Origin of the sequence: Xaviernesmea oryzae (assembly GCF_900109605.1) — a bacterium.
Classification (GTDB): domain Bacteria; phylum Pseudomonadota; class Alphaproteobacteria; order Rhizobiales; family Rhizobiaceae; genus Xaviernesmea; species Xaviernesmea oryzae.
In genome coordinates this window covers 99,305-115,322 of the sequence record NZ_FOAM01000005.1, presented here as the reverse complement: position 1 = coordinate 115,322, position 16,018 = coordinate 99,305, and the positions used below count along the sequence as shown (strand labels likewise).

The 16,018-nt window shown below is 64.3% G+C and carries 14 protein-coding genes; 12 read left to right on the top strand and 2 right to left on the bottom strand.

Annotation, left to right across the window (positions count from 1 at the left end; genetic code table 11):
• Positions 1 to 32 precede the first annotated feature (32 nt).
• The 10 genes from BMX61_RS07660 (at position 33) to BMX61_RS07615 (ending at position 10,800) form a co-directional block, all read left to right on the top strand.
• Positions 33 to 980 carry a sugar ABC transporter substrate-binding protein gene (locus BMX61_RS07660; RefSeq protein WP_075625970.1) on the top strand — a complete coding sequence of 316 codons (948 nt, stop codon included), beginning with the start codon at positions 33 to 35 and terminating at the stop codon, positions 978 to 980.
• A gap of 95 nt (positions 981 to 1,075) precedes the next feature.
• A complete protein-coding gene (locus tag BMX61_RS07655; RefSeq protein WP_075625971.1) occupies positions 1,076 to 2,584 on the top strand; it encodes a sugar ABC transporter ATP-binding protein in 1,509 nt (502 codons plus the stop codon).
• Positions 2,581 to 3,573, top strand: a complete 993-nt coding sequence (locus BMX61_RS07650) for an ABC transporter permease (protein WP_075625972.1) — start codon at positions 2,581 to 2,583, stop codon at positions 3,571 to 3,573. Before BMX61_RS07655 ends, BMX61_RS07650 begins: the two co-directional genes overlap by 4 nt.
• A 33-nt stretch (positions 3,574 to 3,606) precedes the next feature.
• The gene (locus tag BMX61_RS07645) at positions 3,607 to 4,635 is read left to right on the top strand and encodes a thiamine pyrophosphate-dependent dehydrogenase E1 component subunit alpha (protein ID WP_075625973.1); all 1,029 of its coding nucleotides are present in this window, start codon (positions 3,607 to 3,609) and stop codon (positions 4,633 to 4,635) included.
• A complete protein-coding gene (locus BMX61_RS07640) occupies positions 4,635 to 5,609 on the top strand; it encodes an alpha-ketoacid dehydrogenase subunit beta (RefSeq protein ID WP_075625974.1) in 975 nt (324 codons plus the stop codon). Before BMX61_RS07645 ends, BMX61_RS07640 begins: the two co-directional genes overlap by 1 nt.
• Positions 5,606 to 7,234 carry an acetoin dehydrogenase dihydrolipoyllysine-residue acetyltransferase subunit gene (locus BMX61_RS07635; protein ID WP_092742427.1) on the top strand — a complete coding sequence of 543 codons (1,629 nt, stop codon included), beginning with the start codon at positions 5,606 to 5,608 and terminating at the stop codon, positions 7,232 to 7,234. Before BMX61_RS07640 ends, BMX61_RS07635 begins: the two co-directional genes overlap by 4 nt.
• Positions 7,231 to 7,566 (top strand): carboxymuconolactone decarboxylase family protein, encoded by a 336-nt coding sequence (locus BMX61_RS07630; RefSeq protein ID WP_075625975.1) that lies wholly within the window; start codon positions 7,231 to 7,233, stop codon positions 7,564 to 7,566. The genes BMX61_RS07635 and BMX61_RS07630 overlap by 4 nt, the downstream gene beginning before the upstream one ends.
• A 189-nt stretch (positions 7,567 to 7,755) precedes the next feature.
• Positions 7,756 to 9,264 carry an FGGY-family carbohydrate kinase gene (locus BMX61_RS07625; protein ID WP_075625976.1) on the top strand — a complete coding sequence of 503 codons (1,509 nt, stop codon included), beginning with the start codon at positions 7,756 to 7,758 and terminating at the stop codon, positions 9,262 to 9,264.
• Positions 9,261 to 10,028, top strand: coding sequence for an SDR family NAD(P)-dependent oxidoreductase (locus tag BMX61_RS07620; RefSeq protein WP_075625977.1), 768 nt, complete (start codon positions 9,261 to 9,263; stop codon positions 10,026 to 10,028). The genes BMX61_RS07625 and BMX61_RS07620 overlap by 4 nt, the downstream gene beginning before the upstream one ends.
• A gap of 16 nt (positions 10,029 to 10,044) precedes the next feature.
• Positions 10,045 to 10,800: an SDR family NAD(P)-dependent oxidoreductase gene (locus BMX61_RS07615; protein WP_075625978.1), complete on the top strand. Its 756-nt coding sequence runs from the start codon at positions 10,045 to 10,047 to the stop codon at positions 10,798 to 10,800.
• 45 nt (positions 10,801 to 10,845) lie between these two features.
• Here BMX61_RS07615 and BMX61_RS07610 read toward each other — a convergent pair whose 3' ends face one another.
• Entirely contained in the window at positions 10,846 to 11,445 is a 600-nt protein-coding gene (locus BMX61_RS07610; protein ID WP_075625979.1) for a LysE family translocator, read from the bottom strand.
• 343 nt (positions 11,446 to 11,788) lie between these two features.
• Here BMX61_RS07610 and BMX61_RS07605 point away from each other — a divergent pair, with 343 nt between their 5' ends.
• Positions 11,789 to 12,940, top strand: coding sequence for a helix-turn-helix domain-containing protein (locus BMX61_RS07605; RefSeq protein ID WP_075625980.1), 1,152 nt, complete (start codon positions 11,789 to 11,791; stop codon positions 12,938 to 12,940).
• A gap of 205 nt (positions 12,941 to 13,145) precedes the next feature.
• Complete coding sequence (locus BMX61_RS07600) at positions 13,146 to 14,102, top strand: sugar-binding transcriptional regulator (protein ID WP_075625981.1); 957 nt, start codon at positions 13,146 to 13,148, stop codon at positions 14,100 to 14,102.
• A gap of 127 nt (positions 14,103 to 14,229) precedes the next feature.
• Here BMX61_RS07600 and dhaL read toward each other — a convergent pair whose 3' ends face one another.
• Positions 14,230 to 15,996 (bottom strand): dihydroxyacetone kinase subunit DhaL, encoded by a 1,767-nt coding sequence (dhaL, locus tag BMX61_RS07595; protein WP_075625982.1) that lies wholly within the window; start codon positions 15,994 to 15,996, stop codon positions 14,230 to 14,232.
• Positions 15,997 to 16,018 lie beyond the last annotated feature (22 nt).

Below are 16,018 nucleotides of genomic sequence, written 5' to 3'. Positions count from 1 at the left end.
CAATCTCAGCACCCGTGACGGAGGAGGAAAAAATGTCTGGACTGTGGAGGAAGACGGCGATCGTCGCCGCCGCTCAGCTGCTGCTGAGCGTTATCAGTGCCCATGCCACCAACCTTGCTTGGGTTCATGCCAATGCCGCCGCCCAATCCGAGCAGCGCGTCAAGGCCGGCTTCGACGCCTGGCTGAAGTCGTCGGGCAAGGACTGGAACGTTAGCGTGCTCGACAGCGGCGGCTCGGGCGAGCGGACCGCCTCGAATCTGCAGGATGCCGCCTCGCGCGGCGTCGATGCCATCATCATCACCATGGCCGATCTGCGGGCCTCGCGCGCAGCGCTCGATGCCGCGATTGCCGCCAAGATCCCGATCGTTACGGTCGATAGCGGTTATGTGCCGGGTGTTCTCGCGGATATCACCACCAACAACTGGGCCATGTCCGCCGATGTCTCCCCCTATCTGCTGAATGAGCTCGGCGGCAAGGGCAACATCATCTTCCTGCGCATGGCCGAGCATCACGGCACCCGCAAGCGCGGCGACGTGATGGCAACGATCCTCAAGGAGTATCCTGACATCAAGGTGCTGGCCGAGCACAACATCAAGTACACGGCCTTTTTCGAAGACACGACCACGACCATGCAGGACTACGCCTCGCGCTTCGGCGACCGGATTGACGCCGTCTGGGCTCCTTGGGATGAGCCTGCCCAAGCGTCCATCAATGCGCTCAAGGCCGCCGGCCTGACCAAGGTGAAGGTTATCGGCATCGATGGCCACCCCAATGCGATCGCTGAAGTCTGCAAGCCCGATGGCATGATGATCGCCACCGTGTCGCAGCCCTTCGAGAAGATGGGTGCCCAGGCCGGCGAATGGATCGAGGATATCGTCGTCAAGAAGGAGGACCCGGCCAAGGTCATTCCGTCCAAGACCGTCTATCTCGACGCCCCGCTTGTAACCAAGCAGAACTGCAAGGACTTCCTCCCGAAGTGACCGCCGCCGGCCGGCCCCTGTCAATGGGCCGGCCGTTTCCGCCACGCAGAAACCCTGCGCGGCGTCTGACTGGAAAGCACGCGGGGAGGCGCGCCATGACCGTCACTTTATCGGACATCGTCATGCAGTATCCGGGCACGAGAGCGCTCGATCATGTCGATGTCGACTTTCTCTTTTCCGAAGTGCATGGGCTGATCGGCGAAAACGGCGCCGGCAAGACGACTCTTGTCAGCATTCTCGGCGGCAGCCGGCAGCCGACATCCGGCACCATCGCGATTGCTGGGGTCGAGACGGCACTGGCCAGTGCCGGCGATGCCTTGGCCAAGGGCATTGCCCATGTGTCGCAGGAGGGCAGCCTCGTGCCGGGCCTCTCGGCCGCGCAAAACATCCTGCTGGGCGACGAGCCACGCCTCGGCCTCGGCATCATCGACGCGCGGGCGTTGAAGCGGCGCGCGGCGGAGCTGCTTGCCCGCTGGTTTCCGCAGGTGACGATCGATCTCGACGCCGCTGTCGACACGCTGCCAATGGCCGATCAGAAGGTGATCGAGATCATCAGGGCGCTTCGCGGCGACATGCGCCTGCTGATCCTTGACGAGCCGACGGCGACGCTGCCGGCGCGCGAGAAGGAAAATCTCTGGCGCATCATTCGATCCCTGCCGCCGCGCGGCGTCGGCGTGGTGCTCGTCAGCCACTTTCTCTCCGAGGTCAAGGCGCTGAGCGACCGCATCACGGTCTTGCGCGATGGCCGGCATGTCACCACGCTGCCGGCGGCCGAGGTCAGCGAAGCCCAGCTGGTTGACTTCATGCTGCAGCGCGCAGGCAAAACGGCTGCTTCCGGTGAGGCGACTGGCGCGCCGCGTGCTTCGGGCGACATCGTGTTGGAGATCGCCGACTGGCGGGTAGGCGGTGTCAGCGCCGACCATTTCACCATTCGCACCGGCGAAATCGTCGGCATGATCGGTCTGACCGGCGCAGGCCATTTCGGCTTTGCCCGCTCGCTTTACACGGGCGAAGGCTTCCTGTCCGGCCAGACACGATTTGGCGGGCAGCCGCTCTCCCGCATCGATGCACGTGGCATGAAGGCCCGCGGCGTGGCCTTCATTCCAGACCATCGCATGGAGAACTCGCTGATCGGCGAATGGAGCGTGCGCGAAAACCTCGCCATGGTCCACCCGCAAGCCGGCGCGCATGCCGGCGTGCTGTCCACGGGGAAGGAGGAGAAGGCGGCACGTGCCGCCATGGCCCTCTTCAACGTCAAGGCCCATTCGCCTGAGCAGCGCATCCAGGATCTCAGCGGCGGCAACAAGCAGAAGGTCTCGATCGGCAAGTGGCTGTATGGCGCGACCGAACGCTACCGGCTGATGATCTTCGTCGAGCCGACAGAAGGTGTCGATATCGGCGCCAAGCGGGAAATCCACCGCCACATCCAGCGGCTGGCCGGGGAGGGGGCGGCCATCATCGTCGCCTCAAGCGACCTGATGGAGGTTGCCGATATCGCCGACCGCGTCGTGCCCTTCGTGCAGGGCCGGGCGGGTCCCGCGCTCGAGCGATCTGAATTTTCCGAAGCGCGATTCATCGCAGCCATGGCAGGAGATCCCCAATGACCGCGCAAGCGCGCCCTCTCGTCGAGGCCAAGGAGGCCTCATCCCGCAAGAGCCGCGATCAGTGGCTTCTCAAATACAGCACCCTGCTGGCGCTCCTTCTTCTGTTTCTGGGCTTCGCGCTGACGGTCGATCGGTTTCTGACGACGTCGAACCTGCTCAACATCGTCCAGCAGATTTCGATGCTGACGATTGTCGGCGCGGGCCTGACCTTCGGCTTTGCCGCCCGCGAGATGGATCTGTCCGTCGGCTACACGGTCGGATTGAGCGGCATCCTGGTGCCGCTGATGCTGATCTCCGGCGTGCCGCTGCCGATTGCGCTTCTGGGCGCCGTGGCAGCAGGTTTCGCGGTCGGCGCGATCAATTCGCTGCTCGTGACACTGATCGGCATCCCCTCGCTGATCGCCACGCTGGCAACCGGCTCAATCCTCTACGGCATCAATTTCATGAGCACGGGTGGCCGGGCGATCTATGGCGGCCTGCCGGATGGCTACCTCTTTCTCGGCCAGGGGCAGATCCTCGGCATCCCGGTCCTTGCCTATGCCATGGTGCTGTTCGTGCTGGTCGCCTGGTTCCTCATGGAACGGACCATCTTCGGCCGCTACATCTATGCGGTCGGCGGCAATCTGAAGGCGGCCGAACTTTCCGGCGTTAACGGCCGCTTCTACCGGTCGGCGGCGCTGGTCGTCTGCAGCCTCTTTGCCGCTCTCGCCGGCGCGCTTCTGGCGGCGCGGCTTGGCTCCGGCCAGCCCAATGCGGGCGAGCGCTATTTGCTCGACGGTCTGGCCACGGTCTTTATCGGCATGACGATGATCCGCCCGGGCACCGCCACCGTCACCGGCACCTTCTTCGGCGCGCTGTTCATCGGCGTCATCAACAACGGGCTCAACCTCGTGGGCATGGACACTTATGTCCAGAGCATCGTCAAGGGCCTGATCATCCTCGTGGCCGTCGCCATCGTCTCCAGGACGACGAAGCTGAAGCTTCTGTGACGCCTCACCTCATGACCTATCCGGGAGTCCCTCATGACCCTCACTGCCAATAGCCACCTTGCGGAGCTTTACCGCACCATGCGGCGCATCCGCACCTTCGAGGAGCGGGTGGGCGAGCTCTTCGTGCGCGGCCAATCGGCCGGCTCGATGCTGCATCTGTCGATCGGCGAGGAATCCAGCGCCGCCGGTGTCTGCGCCGAAATGAAACCGCAGGACAGCTTTACGACCCACCATCGCGGCCATGGCATCTTCCTGGCGCGCGGGGCCGATCCGAAGCGGATGATGGCCGAGATCGGCGGCAAGGAAAGCGGCTATTGCCACGGCAAGGGAGGCTCCATGCATATTGCCGATATGGCGCTCGGCCATCTCGGCGCCAATGCCATCGTCGGCGGCGGCATTCCCGCCGTCGTCGGCGCCGGTCTGTCCAGCAAATATCTGAAGCAGGACTCCGTCTCGGTCGCCTTCTTCGGCGATGGCGCGATGCAACAGGGCATTCTTTATGAGAGCATGAACATGGCGGCGCTCTGGGGCCTGCCGGTGCTGTTTGTCTGCATCAATAACCAATATGGCATGGGCACGCGCATCGACCAGGCGACGCGCAACACCGCCTTCGACCAGCGCGCCCGCGCCTTCGGGCTGAATGGCGTGGTGGTCAACGGGCTCGATGTGGAAGAGGTGCGCGATGCCGCACGCTGGCTGATCGACGAGGCCCGCGCCGGCAAGCCGGGCTTTCTCTCGGTCGAGGTCTATCGCTTTTTCGGCCATGCCCGGATGGATAAAAGCCCTTACCGCGCCGAGGCCGAGGAAACGGAAGGCCGCAAGAAGGACCCGGTTCTCTTTGCCCGCGCCAAGCTGATCGAGAGCGGCCTGGAAAGCGAGGCGGCGCTCGATGCGCTCGACCGTGAGATTGCAGCCGAGATGGATGCCACCATCGACTTTACGGTCGAGTCCCAGGCGCCCGCGCTCTCCTCCATGTTCCGCGATGTCTATGCGGTTGGCGAGCCGGAGCCCGAATCCGTGCGGGCCCGTATCGACCGCGTTCTAGCCAGGGAAATTGTCTAATGCCTGCCATGACCTATCGAGACGCGCTGCGCCAAGCGCTGGACGACGCGATGACCGAGGACAAGACGATCGTGGTGATCGGCGAGGAGGTCGGCCGCTACGGCGGCGCCTATGGGGTAACCAAGGATCTCATCAAGGTGCATGGACCCGAGCGGCTGATCGACACGCCGATTTCCGAGCCCGCCATCATCGGCACGGCCGTCGGCGCAGCCATGACGGGGCTCAGGCCCGTTGCCGAATTGATGTATATCGACTTCCTCGGCATGACCATGGACCAGCTCGCCAACCAGGCGGCCAAGATCCGCTACATGTTCGGCGGGCAGATCGGTGTGCCGATGGTGCTGCGCACGCAAGGCGGAACCGGCCGCTCCGCCGGTGCGCAGCATAGCCAGAGCCTGGAAGCCTGGATCATGCATACGCCGGGGCTGCGCCTTGCCATGCCCGCGACGGTCGCCGATGCCTATCACCTCCTGCGCCAGAGCCTGACCAAGCCCGACCCTGTCGTCTTCATCGAGCACAAGGCGCTTTATACCCGCAAGGAGGAGGTGGACCTTTCGGACGACCCATTGCCGTGGGGCAAGGCGGCCGTGCGCCGCCAGGGCGACGACCTGGTGATCGTCACCTATTCCCGTCAGGTGATCTATGCGCTGGAGGCGGCCGAGGCGCTTGCCAAGAAGGGCATCGAGGCCACGGTTATCGACCTGCGCACCCTCAATCCGCTCGATTTCGAGACGATCCGCACGCATGTCGAGCGCGTGGGCAAGGCCATGGTCGTCAGCGAAGGGGTGATGACATCAGGCGTTGCGGCGGAGCTCTGCGCGCGCATCTCCGAGGAATGTTTCGACTTCCTCGAACAGCCCGTCATTCGCGTGGCCGGTGAGGACATTCCGATCTCGGTCTCGCAGGAGCTCGAAGCCGGCAGCGTGCCCTCCGCACGCATCATTGCCGAGGTGGCCGAGAGGTTGATGGCATGATCAACCAGCGCTTTCTCAAAATGCCCCGCCTCGGGGAAACCATGGAGGAAGGAAAGATCGTCGGCTGGCTTGTGAAGCCGGGCGAGGCCTTTTCCCGGGGTGACCCGATCCTCGAGATCGAAACCGACAAGACCATCGCGGAATTTCCAGCCTTGGGCGACGGCCGTCTGCAGGAGATCCTGGTGGGTCTGGACGAGACCATCGAGGTTGGCCAGCCTATCGCCAGCATCGAAATCGGCGCCGGGCCGGACTGGACCGCGCAGGAGGGCGACGACGAACCTGCCCTGCCGGCCGCTGCGACGGCCGCCTCGACCGCAGACGGCGACGATCTGGCCGAGACCGACCTGCTGATGCCGCGTCTCGGCGAAACCATGGAAGAGGGTCGGATCGCCAAATGGCTGAAAGCCGAAGGGGAGAGCTTCGCGCGCGGTGAGGCCATCCTCGAAATCGAGACCGACAAGACCATTGCCGAATTTCCAGCGCTGGCCGGCGGCAAGTTGCTGACCATCCTCAAGGGCGAGGATGAAACCGTCGCGGTCGGCGCGCCGATCGCCCGCATTCTGGCCCCGTCCGAAGCCGGCGCAGAGACATCCACCGTCGAAGCCTCGCCTGCTCAGGCTCGCGATCAGGCCGCGAGCCTCGCCACGCATGCAAATGCAGCATCCTCCGGCAATGGCGCGCGCCTGCGCGCCACGCCGCTTGCCCGCCGCCTTGCCCGTGCGCGAGGCCTCGACCTCACGGCGCTGAAGGGGACGGGACGCCGCGGCCGGATCGAAAAGCACGACGTTCTGTCCTTCGCGCAAGACCCAACTCGCGGGCTGCAGCCGGCCACAGGCCCGGCAGAGCAGGTCAGTAGCGTTGCGCTGCGGCGTGGGCGCATGGCCTATCTCGACAGTGGGGCAGGAGAGGGCGTGCCTCTGCTGCTGCTCCACGGCTTTGCCGGCGATCGCACGACATGGGCCGCCATCGCCTCCGGGCTAAAACGTGCCGGGCGACGCGTGATCATCCCCGACCTACCAGCCCATGGCCTCACCGATATCGAGGAAACGGAGCCGCAGGGACTTGGCAGCGACCTTCCCGAACTGCTGAAAAGCCTCGATGTGGATCGGGTTTCGGTGGTTGCCCATTCGCTGGGCGCCTTTGCAGCCGTGATGCTCGCGCAGGCGGCGCCTGCGAAGGTGCGCGCGCTCACGCTAATCGCGCCGGCGGGTCTCGGCCGGGAGATCGATACAGGCTTTATCGCAGGCATGGCCGATGCGCAGCATCCGGGCGAGGTGTCGCATCTGTTGCGGCGGCTTTCCGTCCAGGGTGCCGATCTATCTGAACCCGCACTGGCGAGCTTGACAAAAGCCCTCTCCGCCGGCCGCCTGAAGCGGCTCGCCGACAACTTGGCGGGCCCGCTCGGCCAGAGGATCGACGCGCTCAGCCCCTTGCACAAACTGTCTGCAACTCTTCCCATCCGCGTGCTCGTCGGATTGGAGGATCGCATCATTCCCTGGAGCCAGGTGCAGGCCCTGCCACCGCGCATCGCCGTTCACCTGCTCGCCCGCTCAGGCCATATGCCGCAATGGGATCAGGCGAAGGAGGTGCTCGAGATCATTCTGGCGCAGGGAGACGGGCGATGAGCACGGCGCGTGACAAACTCAAGGATGCCCAGGCCCGCATCGGCCTTCTGGCGAAGGCGAGCCCCGAGCTTTTTGCCGGCTTCTCGCGTGTCAGCAAGGCGGCGACCGCCGCCGGCCGGATGACGCCGGCGCAGAAGGAACTGATCGCGGTGGCGCTGGCCGTTTCGAAAGGATGTGAGGACTGCATCCTCTACCATGTCGATGCTGCGATGAAACATGGTGCCGAGGAGGCCGATCTGATCGAGGTTCTCGATGTTGCCGTGGAAATGGGTGGCGGCCCCGCCGTGATGTATGGCGCTAAAGCATTGGAGATCATGAGGGCACTTCGCTAGAGCGTCCGACTGAAAATCATACGTAGTCTGACGCTCTAGATTTTTGTTTTCGCATCGGATTTTCCGAAAACCGGTTCCCACTTTTCGGTCCGATGCTCTAGCACATCGAGCCGATCCGGTTTCGACGCAATACGAAATCAGGAAAATGCAGGCGCCGGGGAGGAGAGACCGGCGCGGGAGGAGACGGAAATGGGCTATTTTCTGACAGCCGATGGTGGCACGGAGAGCCTGCGCGCCCGCGTCTATGACGTGACCGGCACCTGTCTGGGCAGTGTGGCCGTTGCCTATGAGACGCGGTTTGCCGCCGGTGCGCGGGCCGAGCAGGACCCCGAGGACTGGTGGCGCGCCTTCGTAGCCGCATCGAGCGGGGCGATCGGGCAGGCGGGGGTCGATGCGCGTGACATCGAGGCCATCAGTCTGGCGACGACGAGCTGCACGGTGGTGGCGCTGGATGCCGATGGCCGGGCGCTGAGGCCGGCGATCATCTGGATGGATGTTCGCGCCAATCAGGAGGCCGACGCCGTGCTCGCCACCGGCGATGGTGCCCTGATCGCCAATGGCGGCGGACAGGGGCCGGTCTCCGCCGAATGGATGATTCCCAAGGCCCTGTGGATCGCCCGCAACGAACCGGAGATTTTCGAGAAGGCCGCGACCATCTGCGAATATCAGGACTTCATGACGCTGCGGCTGACCGGCGAACGGGCGGCGAGCCTCAACAATGTGACCTTGCGCTGGCACTACCAAACCGATCGCGGCGGCTGGCCGACCACTTTGGTCGACGCGCTCGGCCTATCGGCGCTGCTGCAGAAATGGCCACAGCGGATCGTGCCGCCCGGCGGCGTGATTGCCACGCTCTGCGCCAGGGCGGCGGAAGAACTCGGTCTGTCGCGCTCGGTTAAGGTCGTTCAAGGCGGCGCCGATGCGCTGATCGGCATGATCGGCCTTGGCGTGGCCAAGCCAGGGCAGCTCGCGCTCATCACCGGCTCTTCTCATCTGCAGTTCGGCGTGACCGAGCAGGCAATCCATGCGCCGGGCATCTGGGGCACCTATCGCGATTGCGTCTATCCGGACCGCTATATCGTCGAAGGCGGCCAGACCTCCACCGGCTCGATCATCGCTTGGCTCGGCCGGATGATGAACGGGACGATGAACCTGGAAGAGATGAACCAAAAGGCCGCAGCACTTGAACCCGGCTGTGACGGACTTCTGGTGCAGGACCATTTCCAGGGCAACCGCACGCCTTATACCGATCCGCTCTCCCGCGGGGCTATCGTCGGGCTGACGCTCGCACATGAGCCGCATCATCTCTTCCGCGCGATGATGGAGGGCATCGGCTTCGGCACGCGCGCCATTCTCGACGCCATGGCCGCCGCGGGCTATCGCGGGGCGGAGATTACGGTGGGCGGCGGCGCGGGTGCATCCGATCTCTGGCTGCAGATCCATGCCGACACAGCGGGGCTGCCGGTTTGCGTTCCTGCCTCGCGCGATGCGCCATCGGTGGGTGCTGCGGTTTTGGCCGCGCATGGTGCCGGCCATTTCGCCTCCATCGACGAAGGCATTGCCGCCATGGTCAAGCCCGGCCGCCGGATAGAGCCGCGCCAGCGCGAAACCGCGATCTATGACGAGATCTACCAGCGCTATCTGGCACTCTACCCCGCGCTGAAAGCCGTGACCGGACCCGGACGGAGCGCGGCATGAGCGACCCGTTTCGCCTGGACGGCAAGACTGCGCTGGTGACGGGCGCGGCCCGTGGCATCGGCCGCGCCATTGCCGAGCGCCTGGCCGAGGCCGGCGCCACGATCATCATCGCCGACCGGGATCCGGCCGAAGCGGAGATCGCCGCCGCCGCGATCCGCGAGATGGGCGCGCGCGCGACGAGCCTGATGCTGGACGTCACGAACTACGCAGGGGTGACGGCTGCGGCCGCTGAGATCCACGCGAAATTCGGCGCTCTGGACGTGCTCGTCAACAATGCCGGCATCGTGCGCAATGCGCCGGCCGCCGAGATGTCCTTCGAAGACTGGCAGGCGGTGATCGATGTGGACCTCACCGGCGTCTTCATCTGCGCGCAGATCTTCGGCCGCGCCATGGTGGATGCCGGGCGCGGGGCCATCGTCAACATCTCCTCGATGTGTGGTGAAATCGTCGTCCAGCCCCAGCCGCAAGCGGCCTACAACGCGGCCAAGGCAGGGGCCAACCTGCTGACCAAGTCTCTTGCGGTGGAATGGGCGGCTGCCGGCGTGCGGGTGAATGCGGTTGCGCCCGGCTACATCGCCACCGAACTCACCCTGCGCGGCCGCAGCAATGCGGACTGGTTTACCGCCTGGATGGCCGCCACGCCGATGCGTCGTCTCGGCGAGCCGCGCGAGATCGCCAATGCCGTCCTTTTTCTCGCCTCGCCGGCCGCCAGCTTCGTCACGGGAACGGTGCTGACGGTCGATGGCGGCTATACAGCTCTCTGATCGAAGGAATGTCCACATGACGAACACCAGCAGGACCGCGCTCGTCACCGGCGCCAGCCGCGGCATCGGCCGTGCTATCGCCACAGGCCTTGCCCGACGCGGCTATGATGTCGCCATCAACGATATCGAGCGCCAGCGTGCTGCCCTTGAAGAGGTTGCGTCCGAGATCCATGCGCTCGGCCAGCGCGCTCTTCCGGTCTATGCCGATGTCAGCCGCAAGAGCGATGTTGCGGCGATGATGAGCACGGTCGAGACCGCCTTTGGGCACCTCGACGCCATCGTCAACAATGCCGGCATTCTGATCGCCAGTGATGTTGCGGGGCTCAGGGAGGAAGACTGGGACAGCGTCATGGACGTAAACGCCAAGGGCACGTTCCTCGTCGTGCAGGCAGCGCTTGCGGGCATGAAGGCGCGAAAATATGGCCGCATCGTCAACATCGCCTCGATCGGCGGCAAGCATGGCGCGCCGGAGCAGGCGCATTATTCCGCCTCGAAGGCAGCGGTCATGGGTTTCACCCGGGTTCTTGCCCAGGAAGTCGGCGCCGAGGGGATCACCGCCAACTGCGTCTGCCCCGGGATCATTCTGACCGACATGGGCCGCGTCAACCTTGACGATCCCGCCATCCGCCAGATCTGGCAGGAGAAGACGGCGCTGCGGCGCATCGGCGATCCCGAGGACGTGGTCGGCGCTGTCGCCTTTCTGGCCTCTGACGACGCCGCCTTCATCACCGGCCAAACGCTCAACGTCGACGGCGGCATCGTGCTGAGTTGACCGGCAGGCCGGGCTGGGAGACGGCAACCGCGCCGGCGATTCCTGTTATCGCAGGACCGTCATGATACCGATGCCGATCAGCGTCGGCCCGGCAATGAGATGAAGATAGGCGAGGAGCGTGCGCGGTAGCCGCTGCCGCAGGAGCCAGGCCGAGCCACTCATCGTCCAGTACCAGGAAAGAGTTCCCAGCCCGACGCCGGCGATGACGAGAAGCTGGACGATGCCCTTCGCGGGGTTGATCAGCGCAAGCGAACTTGAAAAGGCGATATAGGGCAGCAAGGTCATCGGGTTCGCCAGCGCCAGCGCAACGCCGGTAAGGTAAGGGGCGAAACCGCCGATCGCGGATGTCTGGCTGCGCCTTTGAGCTGGAAGGCGCAGCATTGTCCAGATCCCCAGAAACGAGAAGACGAGGCCAGACAACAGGTGCGCCTCCGTTTGCAGAGCGGCGAGGGGTGCTGCCAGCGCCTGCGCTCCGAGCAGGGCGATTGTGGCATAGACGCCATGCGTCGTGGCCGCCCCGGCACCGCTGGCCATCCCATGCCCCACGCCCCGTGCCAGGCTTTGCTCCACGCACATCATACTGACAGGGCCGAACGGCATGGCGATCGACAGGCCGAAGAACCAACTCGACAAGAAAGAATCCACGCACGCCTCCCAGCTTGATCCCAACAAAGTCCTTTCTTGAATAAATCTAAAAAATATTGGCTTGCTGTTGCAGGCGATCTCTGATCCGATTAAGCTATCTCAATGTATTTCCAAGTACGGCGCTAAAGTCTTGGCTGATTTCTTCGCGTTTTTACCCCGCATCGTTTTGTCCGATGCGGACGATTAATCGTCGAAAAGTTGATCTTTCAGCGCTTCGCCCGTTGCGTATAAGGCCAGCCGGGCAGCGCGTCGGCATCACCTGAACGGGTAGTCATCTCGATTTATTGTCCGGCTGTCCTTGGTCGGGCAGAACGAAAGCAGGCATCACGTGCGGGGACTGTGCATGGAGCCGTCGCAATTCGAGCTGGACAGGCTGTCGGAGATCATTGGCCTGATCTACGAGACAGTGCTCGATGAAACGATCTGGCCGCAAACGCTGCGGTTGATCTGCGATTATTCGGGCGGCAAGGCCTCGCGCATTTATTGGCGTGATGCAAGCAAAGGGATGGGGGAGACAGTCTATTCCTGGGGCATCGATCCGAACTTTCTTCGTCTCTATCGGGAAAAATACGTCACGCTGAACCCGACCTATCCTGCGTCGGTGTTCATCAAGCCCGGCGAGGTTTTCTCAAGCCGCGATCTCATTCCGGGCGAGGAATTCCAGGCCAGCCGCTTCTTTCGCGAATGGGCCGCCCCGCAGGGTTTTTTCGACGCGGCAATCTTTAATATCCAGCGCTATGAGGCCAGCGCTGCGGCCTTCACCATCATCACCGGCGACGATTATGGTCTGGTGGACGATCGGCTGCGCCTGCGCTTGACCCGGTTGGCGCCGCATCTTCAGCGGGCAGCGCTGATCCGGCGTGAACTCGGCCGGCACCAGACGCGGACGGCCTCGCTGGAAGCGGCGCTGAACCAGGTGGAGGCCGGCGTCTTCATCCTCGATCCCGCAGGACGCGTCGTGTGGACCAATCAGAACGCGCAGGCCTTGCTGATGAAGGGCGACGTGGCGCGCGAGGGCCCACAGGGCTTGAGCCTGGCCGGCTCCGGCGCCTATCGCCTGCTGCGAGAAGGTCTGGCCGCCGACCCGCACCAAGCCGAGGAATTGCTTCGCCATCGGCCGGCCTTGATCAAGATCACCGATGGCGAGGGGGTCGAATGGTTGGCCTGCCTGATGAAACTGGAGTTCTGCGCGCAGACTCAGGCGGCTTTCGAGCGGGTTGACCGCTCGGCGCGCGCGGCGCTCTTCGTTCGCCGGGCGGAGGCCGTGCCATCATCCGGCATCGAGTCCTGCGCGCTGCTTTATGGCCTGACCCCGGCCGAGATGCGCGTGCTTCAGGCGGCGCTGGATATTCACACCGTTGCCGATATGGCAATCCGGCTCGGCATATCCCCCAACACCGTCAAGAAGCATCTCTCCGCCATTTTCGCGAAGATGGGCGTCACCCGTCGTGCCGGCCTCATCCGTGCTGTTCTTGCAGCCGGCGGGCGGGGCTGAACAACGGAGTGCGGATCAACGCTCATTTCGCCTTTGCGAGATCTGTCGATCACAGGGCTGGGCGCAGGGCTTCGCCGATCTCCTGCAGCACCAGCCAGGCTGGTCCCGCCATGTCTGAAACTTCATCGTCCCACACTAAACGCTCCGGTTGCCCGGTTCAGCGGGAGCCGGTATCGACAGGAGGGACATGGAGATGTGATGCTGAATGAGCGATGAGTGGCAGCAAATGGACGAGGATCTGGAGCGGGCTCGTGTTGCCTGGCTCTATTTCATCGGCGGGCAGACGCAGCAGGAGATCGCCCAGCGCATGAACATCACGCGGCTGAAGGTCAACAAGATCATCGGCCAGGTGCGTGAGTCCGGCAGCGTCCAGGTGAATGTCAGCCTGCCGCTGACCGACTGTATCGACCTCGCGGACAAAGTGTCTGCGCGCTATGGCCTTGCCGACACGGTCGTCGTACCGGACCTGGAAGATTATCTGGAGCAGAAACGTGTTATCGGCGAGGCGGCGGGAACGCTGGCAAGCGACCTGATCGAAAACAGGGACATGGGCGTGGGCATCGGGTCGGGGCGGACCTTGAGCTTCGCCGTGCGGACGTTGCGCGCCCGGCCGAAATCCGAAAGCTGGGTCGTCGGACTGACCGGTGGCGTGACGAGTGGGTCCTCGACCAATACCTTCGAGGTGGCGACCGCTTTCGCCCGTGCGCTCAATGTCGAATGCCATTATCTGACGGCGCCGATCTATTGCGCGAACCCCGAAAGCCGCAATGCCCTGCTGCTCAACGAGGAACTGACCGATGTGCTCGCACGCACGGAAATTGCCGATATCGGCATCGTCTCCTGTGGGGCGCTGACCCAGGATACGTCGCTGACCAAGATCCGCGTCGTGAAGGACAATTTCGACGCGGTGCTGAAGAGCGGCGCTGTCGGCGAGTTCATGGGCTGGTTTCTCGATGCTCGGGGTCAGGCGATCGATCATTTCCTGAACGACTCGATCATCGCTCTCCCGCCGGACAAGCTGAAGCTGAAGCCGATTTCGGTGCTGGTCTCCGGCGGTATCAGCAAGATACCGATCATCCGCGCGGTTCTGCGCGCAGGCTATGTCAATCGGCTCGTCACCAATGAGGGTGTCGCGCGAGCCTTGTTGCAGGGGCCGCGCTGAGCCTGTTTACGGACGTCGAGCCCGCTGCTCGACGTCATGCCCGAGCTGGGCGCCCGAAGGAGCGGGCACGGGGCATCCGGGAGAGGGGCCTTTTATCGCCCCTTCCCACATGCCGCTTGATCCCGGATCAGCTCAGAGCCTTTTCAAGCGCCGCCGTCATGGCGCGCAAGGTCACGAAAGTCGAAGCCGCGCCGGGATCGATATGGCCGACCGAGCGGGCGCCGAGCTTGGCGGAGCGGCCACGGCGCGATTCCAGTGCGCTCGTCGCTTTCATGCCGACTTCCGCGCCTTCTCGCGCCGCAATCAGCACCTCGACCGTTGAGGCGCCTCTGGCGGCGGCCTGGGTCGCCGCTTCGACGGCCGGCACCCAGGCGTCGATCATGGTCTTGTCTCCCGGCTCGGCGCGGCCACGGTCGCGAATGCCCTGGCAGGCGGCGGCGAGCCATTCGGCCATGCCGGCGCCGTCGAGATTGAGGCGATTGCTGACGGCCGTGCCGGCCCGCAGGAAGGCCGTGGCGTAAAGCGGCCCGGAGGATGCGCCCACGGCATCCAGAAAGGCCTTTGCCATGCGCTTGCAGATGGACTCGATGGTCTCGTCGGTCTGCACATCTTTCAGCGTGTGCTGAACGGCTTTCCAGCCGATTTCCATGGTCACGCCATGGTCACCATCGCCGATGATGCCGTCGAGCTCGGAGAGCCAGTTCTTCTCGGCGATGATCTGCTCGCCGACCGCGTTCATCATCGCCATGAAGATCGCCGGGGTCACATCGCCTTCGGTGATCAGAGCCCGCGATGTCTCGTTCACCGTCGCCGTACCTTCGGCCGGTTTCAACGGCTTTCGATTGCGCGTCGAGCCTTCCTCCGCCTTCGACAGGCCACCGACGACGAGGGCAGGGGTGCGGCAGGGATGGTCCAGCAGCATCTTCAGCGTGTCGTCGAGCTTCATCAGCGTGATCGAGGCGCCGGCCATTTCCAGCGAGGTCGCATATTCGCCGACCCATGAGGCGTGGATCTCGACGCCCAACGCATCCAGCCGCTGCTTGACGCGGCGGAAGATCACGTAAAGCTCGATCTGTGCGGTGGAGCCGAGACCATTGACCAGAACGGCCACCCGCTCGCCGGCTTTGATGTCGAGCTCTGCCAGAATCGCATCGACAAGCGTGTCGGTGACCTCGTCGGCGGTCCCGAGTTTCTCGCGGCGAATGCCGGGCTCGCCATGCAGGCCCATGCCGATTTCCATTTCATCGTCGCCGATGGAGAAATTCGGCCGGCCGGTCTGCGGCAGCGAGCAGGGCCCCAGCGCAACGCCCATCGAGCGCGTCGCCTCATTGGCGGCCTGGGCAAGCGCCTCGACCCGCGCCAGGGGTTCGCCAAGATCGGCTGCGGCACCGGCGACCTTGAAGACGAAGAAATCGCCGGCAATGCCGCGCCGTTCGGCTTTGCGCTCGACGGGAGCGGAGGCGACATCATCGGCCACGGCGACATGGCGAACCGGGATGCCGGCCTGCTCCAGCTCTTCCGCCGCCATGGTGAAATTGAGCACGTCGCCGGTGTAGTTGCCGTAGAGCATGACCACGCCCACACCGCCATCCACAGCGCGCGCCGCTTCGACGATATGCGACGGGGAGGGCGAGGCAAAGACATTGCCGACGGCGGCGGCATCGGCCAGGCCGCGCCCGACATAGCCGGCAAAGGCAGGCTCATGGCCGGAGCCGCCGCCGACGATAATGCCGACCTTGCCGTCCCGCGGGCCTTCGACCGCGACGATCGCCCGGCCGGTTTCGCCCTCGACACGCAACATGTCGGGATGCGCGCCGACCATGCCCTCAATGAGCTCCGCGATGATGTTTTCGGGCGCGTTGATCAGCTTCTTGGTTTTGATGTCCTGGTTCATGCTCTTTTCTTTCAGATCGGTG